This window comes from Kribbella italica (genome assembly GCF_014205135.1).
Lineage (GTDB): Bacteria > Actinomycetota > Actinomycetes > Propionibacteriales > Kribbellaceae > Kribbella > Kribbella italica.
On sequence record NZ_JACHMY010000001.1, the window covers coordinates 2,807,424 to 2,821,511 of the forward strand.

At 66.5% G+C, this 14,088-nt stretch carries 16 protein-coding genes; 5 read left to right on the plus strand and 11 right to left on the minus strand.

Annotation, left to right across the window (positions count from 1 at the left end; genetic code table 11):
• The first annotated feature begins 22 nt into the window (after window positions 1-22).
• Window positions 23-1,582 (plus strand): FAD-dependent oxidoreductase, encoded by a 1,560-nt coding sequence (locus HDA39_RS12945; protein WP_184795466.1) that lies wholly within the window; start codon window positions 23-25, stop codon window positions 1,580-1,582.
• A 13-nt stretch (window positions 1,583-1,595) separates the two neighbouring features.
• Here HDA39_RS12945 and HDA39_RS12950 read toward each other — a convergent pair whose 3' ends face one another.
• Complete coding sequence (locus HDA39_RS12950) at window positions 1,596-2,768, minus strand: alcohol dehydrogenase catalytic domain-containing protein (RefSeq protein WP_184795467.1); 1,173 nt, start codon at window positions 2,766-2,768, stop codon at window positions 1,596-1,598.
• A gap of 107 nt (window positions 2,769-2,875) precedes the next feature.
• Between HDA39_RS12950 and HDA39_RS12955 the strand changes: the two genes are divergently transcribed.
• Complete coding sequence (locus HDA39_RS12955) at window positions 2,876-3,130, plus strand: hypothetical protein (RefSeq protein ID WP_184795468.1); 255 nt, start codon at window positions 2,876-2,878, stop codon at window positions 3,128-3,130.
• A gap of 39 nt (window positions 3,131-3,169) precedes the next feature.
• Here HDA39_RS12955 and HDA39_RS12960 read toward each other — a convergent pair whose 3' ends face one another.
• The 6 genes from HDA39_RS12960 to HDA39_RS12985 form a co-directional block, all read right to left on the minus strand.
• Window positions 3,170-4,003, minus strand: coding sequence for a sigma-70 family RNA polymerase sigma factor (locus HDA39_RS12960; RefSeq protein WP_184795469.1), 834 nt, complete (start codon window positions 4,001-4,003; stop codon window positions 3,170-3,172).
• Window positions 4,004-4,078: 75 nt separating this feature from the next.
• Window positions 4,079-4,465, minus strand: coding sequence for a nuclear transport factor 2 family protein (locus tag HDA39_RS12965; protein ID WP_184795470.1), 387 nt, complete (start codon window positions 4,463-4,465; stop codon window positions 4,079-4,081).
• Complete coding sequence (locus HDA39_RS12970) at window positions 4,462-4,971, minus strand: pyridoxamine 5'-phosphate oxidase family protein (RefSeq protein ID WP_184795471.1); 510 nt, start codon at window positions 4,969-4,971, stop codon at window positions 4,462-4,464. Before HDA39_RS12970 ends, HDA39_RS12965 begins: the two co-directional genes overlap by 4 nt.
• The gene (gene qcrB, locus HDA39_RS12975) at window positions 4,955-6,622 is read right to left on the minus strand and encodes a cytochrome bc1 complex cytochrome b subunit (RefSeq protein ID WP_337925730.1); all 1,668 of its coding nucleotides are present in this window, start codon (window positions 6,620-6,622) and stop codon (window positions 4,955-4,957) included. The genes HDA39_RS12970 and qcrB overlap by 17 nt, the downstream gene beginning before the upstream one ends.
• A complete protein-coding gene (locus tag HDA39_RS12980; protein ID WP_184795472.1) occupies window positions 6,622-8,754 on the minus strand; it encodes an MMPL family transporter in 2,133 nt (710 codons plus the stop codon). The genes qcrB and HDA39_RS12980 overlap by 1 nt, the downstream gene beginning before the upstream one ends.
• Window positions 8,755-8,801: 47 nt before the next feature.
• Window positions 8,802-9,437, minus strand: coding sequence for an RNA polymerase sigma factor (locus tag HDA39_RS12985; protein ID WP_184795473.1), 636 nt, complete (start codon window positions 9,435-9,437; stop codon window positions 8,802-8,804).
• A 301-nt stretch (window positions 9,438-9,738) separates the two neighbouring features.
• On the opposite strand from HDA39_RS12985, the gene HDA39_RS12990 reads away from it, so the two are divergent.
• Together HDA39_RS12990 and HDA39_RS12995 are read left to right on the plus strand one after the other, a co-directional pair.
• Window positions 9,739-10,200 (plus strand): SRPBCC family protein, encoded by a 462-nt coding sequence (locus HDA39_RS12990; RefSeq protein WP_184795474.1) that lies wholly within the window; start codon window positions 9,739-9,741, stop codon window positions 10,198-10,200.
• 285 nt (window positions 10,201-10,485) lie between these two features.
• Entirely contained in the window at window positions 10,486-11,175 is a 690-nt protein-coding gene (locus HDA39_RS12995; protein ID WP_184795475.1) for a hypothetical protein, read from the plus strand.
• 23 nt (window positions 11,176-11,198) lie between these two features.
• Here HDA39_RS12995 and HDA39_RS13000 read toward each other — a convergent pair whose 3' ends face one another.
• From HDA39_RS13000 to HDA39_RS13015, 4 genes are all read right to left on the minus strand, one after another.
• Complete coding sequence (locus HDA39_RS13000; protein WP_273481753.1) at window positions 11,199-12,116, minus strand: MerR family transcriptional regulator; 918 nt, start codon at window positions 12,114-12,116, stop codon at window positions 11,199-11,201.
• 265 nt (window positions 12,117-12,381) lie between these two features.
• Window positions 12,382-12,750, minus strand: coding sequence for a hypothetical protein (locus HDA39_RS13005; RefSeq protein ID WP_184795477.1), 369 nt, complete (start codon window positions 12,748-12,750; stop codon window positions 12,382-12,384).
• A complete protein-coding gene (locus HDA39_RS13010) occupies window positions 12,743-12,973 on the minus strand; it encodes a hypothetical protein (protein WP_184795478.1) in 231 nt (76 codons plus the stop codon). Before HDA39_RS13010 ends, HDA39_RS13005 begins: the two co-directional genes overlap by 8 nt.
• Before the next feature lie 316 nt (window positions 12,974-13,289).
• Window positions 13,290-13,496 carry a CDGSH iron-sulfur domain-containing protein gene (locus HDA39_RS13015; RefSeq protein ID WP_184795479.1) on the minus strand — a complete coding sequence of 69 codons (207 nt, stop codon included), beginning with the start codon at window positions 13,494-13,496 and terminating at the stop codon, window positions 13,290-13,292.
• 180 nt (window positions 13,497-13,676) lie between these two features.
• On the opposite strand from HDA39_RS13015, the gene HDA39_RS13020 reads away from it, so the two are divergent.
• Complete coding sequence (locus tag HDA39_RS13020; RefSeq protein ID WP_184795480.1) at window positions 13,677-14,075, plus strand: hypothetical protein; 399 nt, start codon at window positions 13,677-13,679, stop codon at window positions 14,073-14,075.
• The last annotated feature ends 13 nt before the right edge of the window (window positions 14,076-14,088 follow it).

Consider the following 14,088-nt stretch of genomic DNA (forward strand, 5'->3'; position numbering starts at 1 on the left):
CTTCTGCAGGTGAGTTGGCGACGTGAGCGGGACGGATGCAATCGTCATCGGGGCCGGACCCAACGGACTGGTGGCGGCCAACCTGCTGGTCGACGCCGGCTGGGACGTCACTGTCCTGGAGGCGAACGATGCGATCGGCGGCGCTGTCCGCAGCTCGAACGACCTCGACAGTGCCTTCGTCCACGACACCTTCAGTTCCTTCTATCCACTCGCCACCGTGTCGCCGACGATCAAGGACCTGAATCTCGATGACTACGGCCTCGAGTGGTCCAATCCACCGTCACCGGTCGGCAACCCGTTGCGCAGGGGTGGTTGGTCGCTCGTCCATCCCGATCCAGCCGACACTGCCGCCGCCCTCGACCGGCAAACACCGGGCGACGGACAAGCCTGGCTCGATCTGTACGCCGACTGGCAGCGCATCGGTCCCGCCATCACCGACGCGCTGTTCAGCCCGTTCCCGCCGGTCCGAGCAGGTGCAGGCCTGCTCCGGCACCTCCTGGGACAGCGAGGTCTGAAACGCCTGCAACTCCTGGTCGGACCAGTGCGATCGCTCGGCGACACCAGGTTCACCGGCGAGGCCGCAAAGTTGCTTCTGGCCACCAACTCCCAGCACGCGGACATCGCACCGACCGCGCCGGGTTCGGGACTGATGGGCTGGCTGCTGGTGATGATCGCCCAGCAGTACGGCTATCCCGTACCGCGTGGCGGTGCCGGTCGCCTCTCCCAGGCACTGGCCGACCGCTTCACCTCCCGCGGCGGCACGATCATCTGCCAGGCCCGGGTCGACCGGATCGTCATCCGTGACGGGCGAGCGGCCGGCGTCCGGATCGACGACGGCACGGAGTACTCCGCCAACCGCGCCATCCTTGCCGACGTCTCGGCTCCGGCCCTGTACACCCACCTGATTCCTCGCGAGGATCTCCCCGCCCGAGTACGTCAACGCCTGCGCTTCTTCAGGTGGGATCCGGGCACGATCAAGGTCGATTGGGCGCTCAGCTCGCCGATCCCCTGGCAAGACGCACCCGACCTGGCCCCAGGCACCGTCCACATCGCCGACTCGGTCGACGACCTGCGTCGGTGGTCACGGCAGCTGGCCTCCCACTGGATTCCCGACCGGCCGTTCCTGCTGATGGGGCAGATGTCCACCGCCGATCCGACCCGCTCCCCCGCCGGTACAGAGTCGGCCTGGGCCTATACCCACGTGCCGCACCACACGCTCGGCGACGCCGCCGGCCAACTCACCGGTGCCTGGAACGGGCCTGAGTCAGAACTGATGGCCGAGCGGATCGAAGCACGGATCGAGGAGTACGCCCCAGGATTCGCTCAGCGAGTCACCGCCCGCCGAATCCTCGGCCCGCTCGAGCTCGAGCGCCGCAACGCCAATCTCGTCGGCGGCGCAGTCAACGGGGGCACTTCAGGCCTGCGACAGCAACTTGTCCTACGCCCGATGCCCGGCCTCGGCCGCGCCGAGACAGCGATCAACTCGCTCTACCTCGCCTCGGCGTCAGCGCACCCGGGCGGCGGCGTACACGGTGTCTGCGGTTCCAACGCAGCCCGCGCCGCCCTCCTCCACGCCCGCTAGCGACGACGACTCGTCACGGCGTCAGCAGCACCTTCACGGCACCGTCCTGCTTCTTCTGGAACATCTCGTACGCCGCAGGCCCCTCGGACAGCGGCACCCGGTGAGTCGCGAACCCGTCGACACCCAGCGGATCGTCGTCGGTCAGCAACGGCAGGATGTCGTCGACCCAACGGCGGACGTTGCCCTGCCCCATCCGCAACGCGATCTGCTTGTCGAACATGGTCAGCATCGGCAACGGATCGGCCGCGCCGCCGTACACACCACTCAGCGAGATCGTGCCGCCACGACGTACCAGCTCGATCGCCAGGTAGAAGGCGGCCAGCCGATCGACGCCGATGGTCTCCATCATCTTCTCGGCCACCCCGCCCGGCATCAGCCCGACCAGCTTGTGAGCAGCCTGCGCCTTGGGCGAACCGTGCGCCTCCATCCCTACGGCGTCGATCACCGAGTCCGGACCGCGGCCGGCCGTGAGCTCGCGCACCTGATCGGCCACCTGGTCGGAGTACTCCAAGGCCTCCACTCCGCGCACCCGCGAGCGGCTGAGGCGCTCAGGCACCAGGTCGATCCCGATCACCCGGTAGCCACGATGGAGGCCGATCCGCGCGGCCATGTCACCGATCGGGCCGAGACCGATCACGGCCAACGTGCCGCCGTCGGGAACTGCGGCGTACTCAACGGCTTGCCAGGCCGTGGGCAGGACATCCGACAAGAACACGAACCGATCATCGGCCGGCCCGGCGGGCACGACGATCGGCCCGTACTGCGCCTGCGGCACCCGCAGGTACTCCGCCTGCCCGCCTGGCACCTGTCCGTAGAGACGCGTATAACCGAACAACGCCGCGCCCATGCCCTCGTCGCGGACCTGCGTCGTCTCGCACTGCGACTGCAGGCCGCGATCGCACATGAAGCAACTCCCGCAGGCGATCCCGAACGGGATCACCACCCGATCCCCGGCCTTCAGGTTCGGCACCGCGCTGCCCGTCTCGACCACAACGCCCATCGGCTCGTGGCCCAGCACGTCACCAGGCTCCAGATACGGCCCCATCACCTCGTACAGGTGCAGGTCCGATCCACAGATGCCGGTCGACGTGACCTCGATGATCGCATCGGTCGGCTCCTTGATCACCGGATCCGGAACCTCGGAGTACTCGATCTTCCGCTTGCCCTGCCAAGTCAGTGCTCTCATACCTACCGATACCCGCGGACCATCGAATCAACCCGACCTGGTTTCGACCTGCACCTCCAGGGCACCGGAAGCAGTCAGATCGTTGCCGGCTGGTTGGAGTTGTGAACATGTCGATCCTGGATCGCTTCAAGCGCTGGCGTCTGTCGCACTCTCTCAACGAGGCAGACGCTCCCGCGGACACCAGCACGGCGATGACGCGTACTGAAGGCGGCGATCCCGAAGGGACGACACCAGCAACCACCGGTACCGGCGCAAGCGAAGAGTTCGTCGGCCGGGTCGCAGGCGACGAACCGGACGTCGGCATCAGCGGCGCCGAAGCACGAGCCGGCATCAAGAACGACGCAGACGGCAAATCACGTTGAGCGGAAGACGTGAGCACAGTGCCGCCGCCGGTACCCAGCTCAGGCCACGGCTCCGGTTGGCTGCAGTCGTTCTCGGAGCCCGGTGAGGATCTTGGACAGCAGCCGCGAGACCTGCATCTGGCTGATCCCCAGATCACGCCCGATGTCGACCTGACGCCAGTTCTCGATGAAGGCGAGCTCGAGAATCCGCCGATCCCGCGCACTGAGGTCATCGATCAACGGGCCCAGCTGGTCGATCGCTTCGAACCGGCGCAGGTGAGGATCCTCCTCGTCTGCGACCATGTCGAGCAGTGACAGGTCACCGTCCCCCGAGCCGCCTGGCCGGTCCAGCGACAGCACGTTGAAGCAGCCTCTGGCGGCATCGGCCTCGCGCACCTCCTTGCTGTCCACGCCGAGGCGTCCGGCGACTTCTTCCGGCGTGGGCTCACGACCCAGCTCCTGCGCCAGCAACGGCAATGTGCGCGCGATCTTGCCTTGCAAGTCCTGCAGCCGGCGGGGAATGCGAACCGTCCAGCTGCAGTCACGGAAGAACCGCTTCACCTCGCCGCGGATCGTCGGTACGGCGTACCCGATGAACGGCACGCCGTCACCGATCCGGTAGCCGCGGACCGCCTTAATCAGACCGAGACATGCGACCTGCTCGAGGTCGTCGTCCTCGGCGCCACGCCCCCGGAAGCGACGCGCGATCGCGCGCGCGACTTCCAGATTGAGTTCGACGGCCTGCTCCAGCAGCTGCTGCCGCTCGAGCTCATCGGCAGCTGCAGCTCGAGCCCGCAGCAATTCCTGCGTCGCCGCTTCTCGCAGCGCGCGCTGCCGAGGCGTCGAACAGTTGACCGGAACAACAGATTGATCGAGTTCTTGAACGGTAAACACAAGCGTGACCTCTCACGAAGTAAGTCACGGCGTGGCCTCTTTTCTGGACCACTGTCAGGTTCGTCGAGCTTGCTTTCAGTCGGTGTCCTGTGAAGTCGGCATGGTGAAGGCGGCGGTGTCGAAGTAGGTAGCGAAGCGGACGATCCGGTCGGTGTCGTCGAAGTTCAGCACCGACACCCCGGCGTACTGGATCGGTCGGCCCGTGGCCAGCCGGCCCTGGGAGGACCACTCCAGTACGGCGAGATCACCGACCTCCTCGATCCGGGTGAAGCTGGTCGCGAGGTCGTGGAACTGCTGCTGGTAGGCGGTCCAGAACGGTTCCGGTCCCCCGGCCGGATCGTCGCGGAGTTGGGGCCTGGTCAGTTCGGCGTCGTCGGCGAACAGTTGCGCGATCGGTCGCGCGTCACCGGTCTCGTCGAGCTTGTTCAGCGCGACGGCGAACTGGTCTGCGCGGGCCGTCATGAGGGGTCGCCCTTCAGTGAGACTTCCTCGTTGGTGCCGGGGAACTTGTCCGGATCTCCGGTGACCGCTGCGCGTGCGGCGCCGATCAGCTGAACGACCTTGCTCTTGGGGCTGTCCCAGTACTCGGCGCTCTCGGCGTGGATCTTGATCAACGTCAGCCCAGGGGTGTCGAGGCCGTCCGGAAACCAGACCTTGAGCGGCGCGGACCACAGCTCTTCGGCCTTGTCCCGGTCGTGGACGATCTCGGCGCTGCCCGAGATCGACGTCCATTCGCTGGCCTTGTCGTTGGAGAAGCTCACGTTGACCTGCGGATTCGCCTGAAGCTGGGTCACCTTGTCGGACCGGTCGTAGGCGAAGAACCACAGGTCACCGTCGAACTCGACCTCCTGCACAGCCATCGGCCGGCTGACGTGCTTCCCCGTACCGGTCATGGTGGTCAGCATGCTGATCTTCGCGCGATCGACGAGCTCAGCGACATGCTGTACGGCGTCACGGTTCTCGGTCATCGGTCGTTCCCTCCGGTTTGGTGGTGCTGGTGAGTGAGAGGGTGCTGTCTTGATCCGCGTCGGCACTGTCGACCTGTGCCTGGTCGAGCTCGGCACGGGTGGGTTTGTTGACCGGGTCGGCGAAGTAGAACGCCGACAGCCGCGCCCGCAGTCGGTCGCGACGGCGCACAGTGGTCTCTACGCCGTTGTCGTCGGTGGCCGGCCCTACCTGGTACGGCGTGGGTTGTTCGTGGGTGGTGAGGGTGTAGGCCTCGGCGGTGGAGATCGCGGCGTGCTTTTCGCTGTACTGGCCATCGGGATCTCGTTGGATGGTCCCGGTCTCGCGTCCGTGCAGCAGCCTGTCGCGGTCGGCGCGTTGCAGCGACATGGCGATGCGGCGAGTGATCCAGAAGGCGACGACCGGGCCGACGAAGACCGCGATGCGGCAGAACCAGGTGATCGTGTTGATCGAGCTGCTGAACCGGGTGGCCAGGATGTCGTTGCCGCTGTTGAGCCAGAGTACGGCGTAGAAGGTGACCATGGCGGCGCCGAGTCCGGTGCGGACCGGCTGGTTGCGGGGCCGGTCGAGCAGATGGTGGTCACGTTTGTCGCCGGTGACCCATTGCTCGATGAACGGATACAGCGCCACCAGCGTCACGAAGACTCCCGGGACGACCAGGGCAGGGATCACCACGTTCCAGCTGATCGTGACGCCCCACACCGTCGACTCGAGGCCGGGCATCAGCCGCACCGAGCCGTCGAGCCAGCCCATGTACCAGTCGGGTTGGGAGCCGGCGGTGACCTCGGCTGGGTTGTACGGCCCGTACAACCACACCGGGTTGATCTGCAGCAACGCGCCCATCAACGCAAGGACGCCGAACACGACGAAGAAGAACCCGCCGGCCTTGGCGACGTACACGGGCAGCAGCGGATAGCCGACGACGTTCTTCTCCGTCCGGCCGGGCCCGGGGAACTGCGTGTGCTTGTGGTAGACGACCAGCATCAGGTGGGCAGTGACCAAGGCCAGGATCAGCCCGGGGATCAGCAGGACGTGCACGGTGTAGAAGCGGGACACGAAGTCGTCGCCCGGGAACTCGCCGCCGAAGATGAAGAACGACAGCCAGGTTCCGACGACCGGCGTGGACAGGATCAGTCCCTCGGTGATGCGCAGGCCGGTTCCCGACAGCAGGTCGTCGGGCAGCCCGTAGCCGATGAACCCCTCCACGATGCCCAGGAACAACATCCCGATCCCGAGGAGCCAGTTCAGCTCGCGGGGTTTGCGGAAGGCGCCGGTGAAGAAGGTCCGCAGCAGGTGCACCATCATCGCGGCGATGAACAAGATCGCCGCCCAGTGGTGGATCTGGCGCATCAGCAGCCCACCGCGGACGTCGAACGAGATGTCCAGGCTGGAGGCGTAGGCCTCCGACATGGGCAGGCCCTTGAGAAGGCTGTAGGTGCCCTGGTACTCGACCTCGGCCATCGAAGGCCGGAACCAGAACGTCAGGAAGACCCCGGTGAGGATCAAGATGATGAAGCTGTACAGGGCGATCTCGCCGAGCATGAACGACCAGTGGTCGGGAAACACCTTGCGCAGGTTCTTCTTGCCGAGCTTGGCCAGGCCGACGCGATCATCGAGCCAGCTCAGGCTGGGCGGCAGTTCCTTGGTACCCACTACTTGACGCTCCCTTCCAGCTCGGGCCGACTCGCGGTCGAGTGCCTCGCCTTGCGGCTGCGGTGCGGCCACCACCAGTTCAGGTCTCCGAACAGCGCGACCAGGGCAGGTGTGAGTACGCCGCGGACGACGGTGGCGTCCAACGCGATACCGAGCGCGAGCGTGGTGGCGAAGATCTTCACGTCGACCACCGGCACCGTCGACAGCGCGATGAACGCAAGGAACAGGATCAGCGCGGCGGAAGTGACGAGTCGCCCGGTGAAGGTGATGCCCCGCACGGTGGCATCAGGCGTGGCCAGTCCGGCGTCGTGCCCTTCCCGGATCCGGGACAGGATGAACAGTTCGTAATCCATTGACAGCCCGAACAGGAACGAGAACGCCGCCAGCGGCACCCACACGGTGATCGTGCCGCTGGCCTGCGCCCCGAACAGCGCGTCGGCGCCGTAGCCCTCCTGCCACACCAGCACAGTCAGCCCGTACGCCGCCCCGATGGACACCACGTTGAGCAGCAGTGCTTTGACGGGAAGCCAGATCGATCGCAGCGCCGCGGCAAGCAGGGCGAAGGTGACGGCCACGACCAGCAGCAGGACCCAGCCGATGTTGCCGTAGATCGCGGTCACCGAGTCGGCGTCCTCGACTGCGCTCCCTCCGGCCGACGTGCCTGGCTGGGCGACGGCCAGCGCTCTGACCTGTTCCACGGTCGCCCGTCCTTCGGCGGTGGACGGGTCGGTACGGAGGACCACCTCGGCGATCCGCTGGCCGCCGCTTCGCCAGGGGTCGCCGGCTGGTTCGAGAACCGCCGCAACCCTGTCATCGGCGGCAATCGTGATGGGCAGCTGGCCCGACGCTGTAGCGCTGAGCACCTCGACCGGCCGCAACAGGCCGGGACTGAGCCCGGCGTCGGTGATCGTCCGATAGCCCTCGGCGGCTGGTCCCGACCCCGTCGCGATCGCCGACAGCTGAGGCGAACCGAGGCGCAAACCCAACACAGGCAAGAAACACACCACCAGAACCCCGACGGCCAGCACTGCCGCGACGACGCGATGCCGGACGACGGTGCTGCCGATCCAGTGCCACAACCGGCTCTCGCCGCTCTTCGCCGTACGGCGCCGCGGCCACTCCAGTCGCGGCCCAATGGTCGCAAGGATCACCGGTAGCAGAGTGAGCGCGATCGCGACGCTCACCAGCGGGATCAGCAGGCCGCCGAAGCCGACGCTGCGCAGGAACGGCACCGGCAGAACCACCAGCGCGAGCAGGGAGATCGCGACCGTGACGCCACTGAAAAGCACCGCACGCCCGGCGGTGGCCATGGCGGTCGTGATCGCGGTGGTGTTGCCGGCGCCGGCCGCGCGTTCCTCGCGCCACCGCATCACCACCAGCAGCGCGTAGTCGATCGAGACACCCAGGCCGATGAGCCCGACGAGATACTGGACGATGAAGGACATCTCGGTGAAGGTCGTCAGGCCCAGGACCAGCAAGAAAGTCGTGGTGATGGCGATGCCTGCCATCAGCAGCGGAACGAGGGCGAGCGCGGAGCCGAACACCAGCAACAACACGATCATCGCGCCACCGGCACCGAAGGCGATCTCGACGATGATCGGCCGATCCGACCCACCGCCGGCCTCGACCAGCGCCTCGACACCGGTCACCTGAACCGGTGCACCTGCGACCTTCGCGTCAGCGACGGTCTGGGTCAGTTGTGGCAGCGCGGCCGCGTAGGCCGCCGGGCCCTCGACGACCGGCGGATAGACCAACGCGACCGTCGTACGACGATCGGAACTCACCAGAGCCGCGGCCTCGCCGGCTGTATTGAGAACGGATACGGTCCGCCAGCCGGGCTGCTGCACGCGCTGCAGTACCGCGGCGAACTGGTCGCGAACGGCCGGCTGATCGACCGTCGAGCCCGGCGGCAGCGACACCACCAGCACCAACGGGTCGGTCGCGCCACCGTTTCCGAAGGTTTGCTGGATCTGTTGGTTCGTTTCGTAACCGGGCTGTCCGGGCAGACCGAAGTCATAGGACAGCGCGTCGATCGTCTTCGGCGCCAGCACTCCCCCGGCGACCGCGACCGCGATCCAGACAGCGACAATCAGCCACCGCAACCGCAGTACAGCTGCCGTCCACCGAGCCATCGGTCACGCCCGCCCGGACGATGACTTGGCCTCGCAAGCGGCATCCACTAGTGGTACTCCGACTGAGCCCAGCTGCTGTGACGGCGTTTGATCAGTGGTCGCTGGTCGCAGCCGGTCTTCTCGGTCGTCGCGAGTTCGCGCAGGCATGAACACAGCAGCGCCAGTACCCGAGCCGGCGACAGCCTCAGGAGCTGCGCGACGTCGACGTAGCTGTGATCGCCGGCCATCACCAACGCGATCGTGGCGCGTTGCTGCCGGGACAGCTCCTTCAGTTTGGTCATCGCAACGACAGCCCCGGCCGGGCCCGCGGGCATCCCCGAGATGTCGGCTACCGCGGGCAGGCGCTGAACACAGTGCAGGTAAGTACGCCGGGCCAACTCGAGCCGCAGGCTCTTGTCCCCAAGGAGGTCGACGGACTCCGTGCACACCTGAACGATGACGTCGGCAACTACTGCCTCCGCCTGGTCACCGTCGCGCAGGATCGCCAACGCCAACTGCAGCAATGCAGTGCCGTGGCGATCGAAAATCTCCCCGGCCGCCTCGTCCTGACCGCTTTGTGCCGCCGCTACCAGTGTCACTTCCTGCGATCGCGAGAGCACCGCCGCAGAGGGCTCGGGATGCGATGCGCGGCCGTGCATGCGCCGACTCAAAACCTGGGTGTTGCCTTGCAGGGCGAGATGCATGAGGCACCTGACTCTCGGTGGGCTGTCGCTCCGGGTCCTGCCTGGAGTACCGCCGAGGTCTGGGGCAGCAGTGATTGACACGCGATCCGGACGAACTTATGCATCCGGTGAGCCGAATCTATACCTGCATCGCCTACGAATCCAACAGCTGCACAAGATCTCTTGGCAGCAAGCACAGACGGCGAGACCTGCTCGCGGGTCCTGGCAGGTGCCGGGTTGGGTCGCATCGCGCCGGGTACAGGGGCGCAAGTGATCTCAGGCAAACAGGCCGGCCAAGCTCGACACTTTGGAGCGTGACGCCATGGGCAACATCACCGAATCGGTCGACGTCGAAGTCCCCATCAACGTCGTCTACAACCAATGGACCCAGTTCGAGTCGTTCCCCCAGTTCATGGACGGTGTCGACGAGATCAAGCAGCTCGACGACACCCACACCCACTGGATCACCAGCATCGGCGGCATCACCCGCGAGTTCGATGCCACGATCACCGAACAGCACCCCGAGGAGCGCGTCGCCTGGACCACCGAAGCCGGTACGACCCACGCCGGCGTCATCACCTTCCACCGCCTCGGCGCCACCCAGACCCGAGTCACCGCGCAGATGGACATCGAGGCCGAAGGAATCGCCGAGAAGGTCGCGGACGCCGCCGGCATCATCGACCGTAAGGTGAAGGGCGACATGCAACGCTTCAAGAAGTTCATCGAAGCGCGCAACGACGAGACGGGAGCCTGGCGCGGCGACGTCGACCGTCCCGGCGCCTAGGATTCCCTGACAGGTCGGCATTTCACGCACCAACCACACTTCACCTGGATCGTCGCCCCAGCCCCCGGCGACGCTTCGTGTCACACGTTGAATCGGCGCAGAGGTACCACGCAGCCGAATCGGGGCTCGACTGTCGCCGCGATCTGGCCGCCTCGAGCCGCGCTGCCGCGGCCACCGTCTCCCAGGCGCTTCGAGCACAGCCCGTCACAGTCGGCAGTGCAAGGGCCGGGAACCGCAATCGGCCCGCGAGGGTGACTATCGATGTATCGAATGACATGGACCGGCGTGGCGATCGCGTTCGGTGTGATTGGTTGGGCTGCTGCACTACTGGCCTTACCGGCCGGCTCTGTGGTGGCGTTGGCTGTGATGGCGGGAGTAGTCGGTCTCGCGGCGGCCGGCACCGTCCCGGATCCCCAAAACCGTAGCGGACGAGCCGAGGCCGCCCGATACATGACATGGGCCTTGCGAGCCGCTGGAGGCCTGGTGGCCGTTGTGGGCATGCTCGTCGTCGGCGGAACCGGAGGGCTCGCACTGACCGCCCTCCTCGTGGTGTCCTCGCCGGCTGTGGTGGATCGGTACCGCCGCCGGCAACAGCCTCGGCACCCTGAGAACCTTGCGGCCTCGCCGTCAGTGCGTCCGGAACGAGTCCATTCGGCAACTGTTCCGGGGCCGATCGTTTGGCCTGCTCCGGACACCCTGACCGTCCAGCAACTCTGCCTGGCCTGGCGCGCCAGCTATACCGCGTTGCAGCGTGCTCAGACAGCCACCGATCGAGCCCTTCTCGTCCAAGTCCGCGCCGGCTATCTCGACGCTCTCGAGCACCACGACTCCGCCAACTTCGACCGTTGGCTCACCAGCGGCGCGCGTGCAGCCGGCGACCCCGCCCGCTATCTGCTGCGGCCGCCGGCACCACCGCAAAGATCCGTGGCGGATTGCACCGAGGCCGATCAACAACGCCACGACGAAAGCACGTGAGGGGTAGTTCACAAGCTGACTGCTCAGGGCCGGAAACTGCTGCTCTTGGAGGTCGCGCTCAGCCACAGTCCGCTGATCTCAGCAGCGGCGCCTTCCAAACTGGTCACTGGACGAGTGGTCCGTGGCCAGCCGGGACCAGCCGCGCAGCAGACGAACTCGCTCGCAACGACCGTGCGATGGAACCCCATGAGCTCTCGGCGGCGGACCACAGCCCACAACACGACCACCGACGGCGCGATGCGAGAGATCGCCGCAGCGGCCGCATCAGCTGCCAGGCCTGGGCCGAGAACGATTGTTGGGATGGCCTGGTCCAGCAACACTCCCTGCAGAACCTTCAACGGCAGATGGTGTCGTTCGCCCGGGCAGCAGACCAAGAGCACAGGGTTGGCCGCATCTCCGGCCCGTGGCCGGACCGAATCGACATGGCGGTCGACGGACTCGGACACCGCCTGGGTCAGCACCAGTTCGATGTCAGAACAGTCGGCGGCCGCGAGGTACTGGTCCTCCAGCAGCCGTAGCGCCGGGCGGACTACCTGATCCCACACTGAGGACAGACCCCGCTGTGCCAAACAAACGTGGAGTTCGTCGGCCAGAGACTGCGTCCGCGACGCCGAGGCGAGATCGACCAGATACCGCGCCTCGAGCTCAGTCCACAGCTCAGGACCGTCGTGCTCGGTACTGCTGGTGGCGGACACCGACCGTCCGGCGGCTTCACGAGCCGGTGTCCCCGCTGCGATCAGGTTTCGCATCCGCTGCAAACGTTCCACATCGAGGCGGTTGTAGCGGCGATGCCCGCCGACCGAGCGCCCGCTAGGACCAACCCCGTAACGACGCTCCCAGCTCCGCAAGGTCACCGCCGGTACGCCGAGCAGCGCTGCGACCTGCCCGACCTGCCACCGGGACTCGGTCAGTTGGGAATCTCTACTCGGTGAGCCAGTCATCAGGTTCCACAGTGCAACAAGTCAGTTGGAAATCGTCCCCAGGCCGATCCGGTCTCTTCTGGCGGCAGCCTGTGGTCCATCCTGTCGATCACAACTCCCGCCATCACCCGCCGGTACCCGTCTCGGCGCAGCGACAAGCCGACTCGCACGGACGACTGATGCGTAGCTGCTGCGTACCAACGGGCCAGACTACCCCTCCCCATCGTGGACGATCGAGAAAGCAGCGCCGGCCGCCCGTACCCACGACAGGCCACCGGTGGTGTGGTTACCGGCGCAACCGCCACCGAAGCGCGCGTACTGGGTTGGAACTCACGACCAGCCAGACCGCAGCACGCCGAGCCGGCTCCACCCGCGCGCTGCCCGTCACCAGGCGCCCGAGCCTGCTGCGGATCCCGGCCCCGAGCCGGGCCAACTGCCCGTCGGGGCCGACAACCGCCGCCGAAACACCTTGCGCTGCGAGGAAATCGGCGACTGTGGCAAGCTCGGCACGCTCGACAGCGTCAAGCAGCACTTGCGGCCGGTCGACCTCGACCGTCAGACACAATCCGGTGCCACGGACCTGGGCGATGGCCGCCTCACCGGTGGCTGTGGTCAGTTCCAGTCGCAGGTCCGCGTCCAGACTGAACTCAGGCACCGCCTGCCGAGCCAGTGTCGTCGTTGTCGCTGGTCTTGATGCGCAGCGTTCCGTTCAACCGCCAGACGGCACTCGGCGATTCCGGCCCCGTCGTCTTCGGGACCTCGATCTGCAGGTTCTCGAACGTGTACTCGACGCTGGCGCCCTTACCAGTCAGATAGGACCACATCTCTTGACCGATCTCGGTGATGTCGGTCGTGCCGTTCGTGGCTGTCGTCGTCATGGAGTTCCTCTTCCGTGTCGTAGCGACCTTCGCCCTCGTCGAGAGCGAAGACAAACGTCACCGGAGCTTCCGTCCGAGACCACCCTGACCGTTGGGCCAGTCGGGTTGTGCCAGTCAGCGGCCGACCGCTGAACGACGATGAAGCCTCCGGAGGGAACCATCCAGCCGATACGCCAGGGTCCGGGGCATAAGGCCGAGCCAGCCTGCGGCCCGGACCTCGACTATAGGACGGTCCAGCGGTCCCGGTACAGCCCGGTGCACAAGATCGCGGGTCGATCTGCCGAAGTTCCGCCGGCCCCTGTGAGCGGTACAGGGATCATTTTGCGGCCTTCGCCTGGGCTGCGATGGCGTGCGTGCCGTCGCAGAAGGGTTTGATGGTCGACTTTCCGCAGCGGCACAGAGCGACGGTCGAACGATGGGCGTCGATCGGGTTGCCGTCCTCGTCCTCCAGCTGGAAGTCGCCGCGAACCAGGATCGGACCGTCGGGGTAGGTCCGGATCACGGTCTTCGAAGATTCGCTCATGACCACCCGGTACCCAGGCCAACGCCGGTTGAGTTCGGGTACCGGTGCGCCTGGACGGCAAGGAGTGAGTTGACGATGCGAGTACCACCTGGGGGCCGTTGACCGGTTGGCTGATCAGTCGGCTCGACGGCGGGACCGATCCGTCACCATCGATCGATCGCAACGAACCATGGGTGGACGATGGTGTCGGCCCAGTTGCGCGAGATGGTCAACAACGACGACGGCCCACCACTGGCGGCGTACCGTCAGCGCCACGCGGATCGCGAGCAGTTCGCCGAGTTCGTGACGCACCGGTCCGTCCATCAGCTGAAGGAGGCCGATCCGCACAGCTTCGGCATTCCGCGACTGGATGGCGCCGCGAAGGCCGTAGCTTGCGAAGCGCTTCCGATTCCGCGCCCTGGTCGGCGTACGGCGCATGGGCCCGGGTACCGAAGGATCGTCCCCGGTCGTCGCTCGCACAGCATGGCCGGGGGCACCACAGGTCCCGCAGATCAGCGTGGTTCGGGCGGCATGCCCGGCGACACCGGGCAATGCATCCGGGATGCCGAGGGCAACGAGTTCTGCGTCGTCGATGTCTGACACACCAAGAGAA

Coding starts and splice junctions, on each gene's coding strand:
- HDA39_RS12950 (WP_184795467.1), bottom strand. CDS start 2,768: ATGAGAGCACTGACTTGGCAGGGCAAGCGGAAGATCGAGTACTCCGAG.
- HDA39_RS12955 (WP_184795468.1), top strand. CDS start 2,876: ATGTCGATCCTGGATCGCTTCAAGCGCTGGCGTCTGTCGCACTCTCTC.
- HDA39_RS12965 (WP_184795470.1), bottom strand. CDS start 4,465: ATGACGGCCCGCGCAGACCAGTTCGCCGTCGCGCTGAACAAGCTCGAC.
- HDA39_RS12970 (WP_184795471.1), bottom strand. CDS start 4,971: ATGACCGAGAACCGTGACGCCGTACAGCATGTCGCTGAGCTCGTCGAT.
- HDA39_RS12980 (WP_184795472.1), bottom strand. CDS start 8,754: ATGGCTCGGTGGACGGCAGCTGTACTGCGGTTGCGGTGGCTGATTGTC.
- HDA39_RS12985 (WP_184795473.1), bottom strand. CDS start 9,437: ATGCATCTCGCCCTGCAAGGCAACACCCAGGTTTTGAGTCGGCGCATG.
- HDA39_RS12990 (WP_184795474.1), top strand. CDS start 9,739: ATGGGCAACATCACCGAATCGGTCGACGTCGAAGTCCCCATCAACGTC.
- HDA39_RS13000 (WP_273481753.1), bottom strand. CDS start 12,116: ATGACTGGCTCACCGAGTAGAGATTCCCAACTGACCGAGTCCCGGTGG.
- HDA39_RS13010 (WP_184795478.1), bottom strand. CDS start 12,973: ATGACGACGACAGCCACGAACGGCACGACCGACATCACCGAGATCGGT.
- HDA39_RS13015 (WP_184795479.1), bottom strand. CDS start 13,496: ATGAGCGAATCTTCGAAGACCGTGATCCGGACCTACCCCGACGGTCCG.
- HDA39_RS13020 (WP_184795480.1), top strand. CDS start 13,677: ATGGTGTCGGCCCAGTTGCGCGAGATGGTCAACAACGACGACGGCCCA.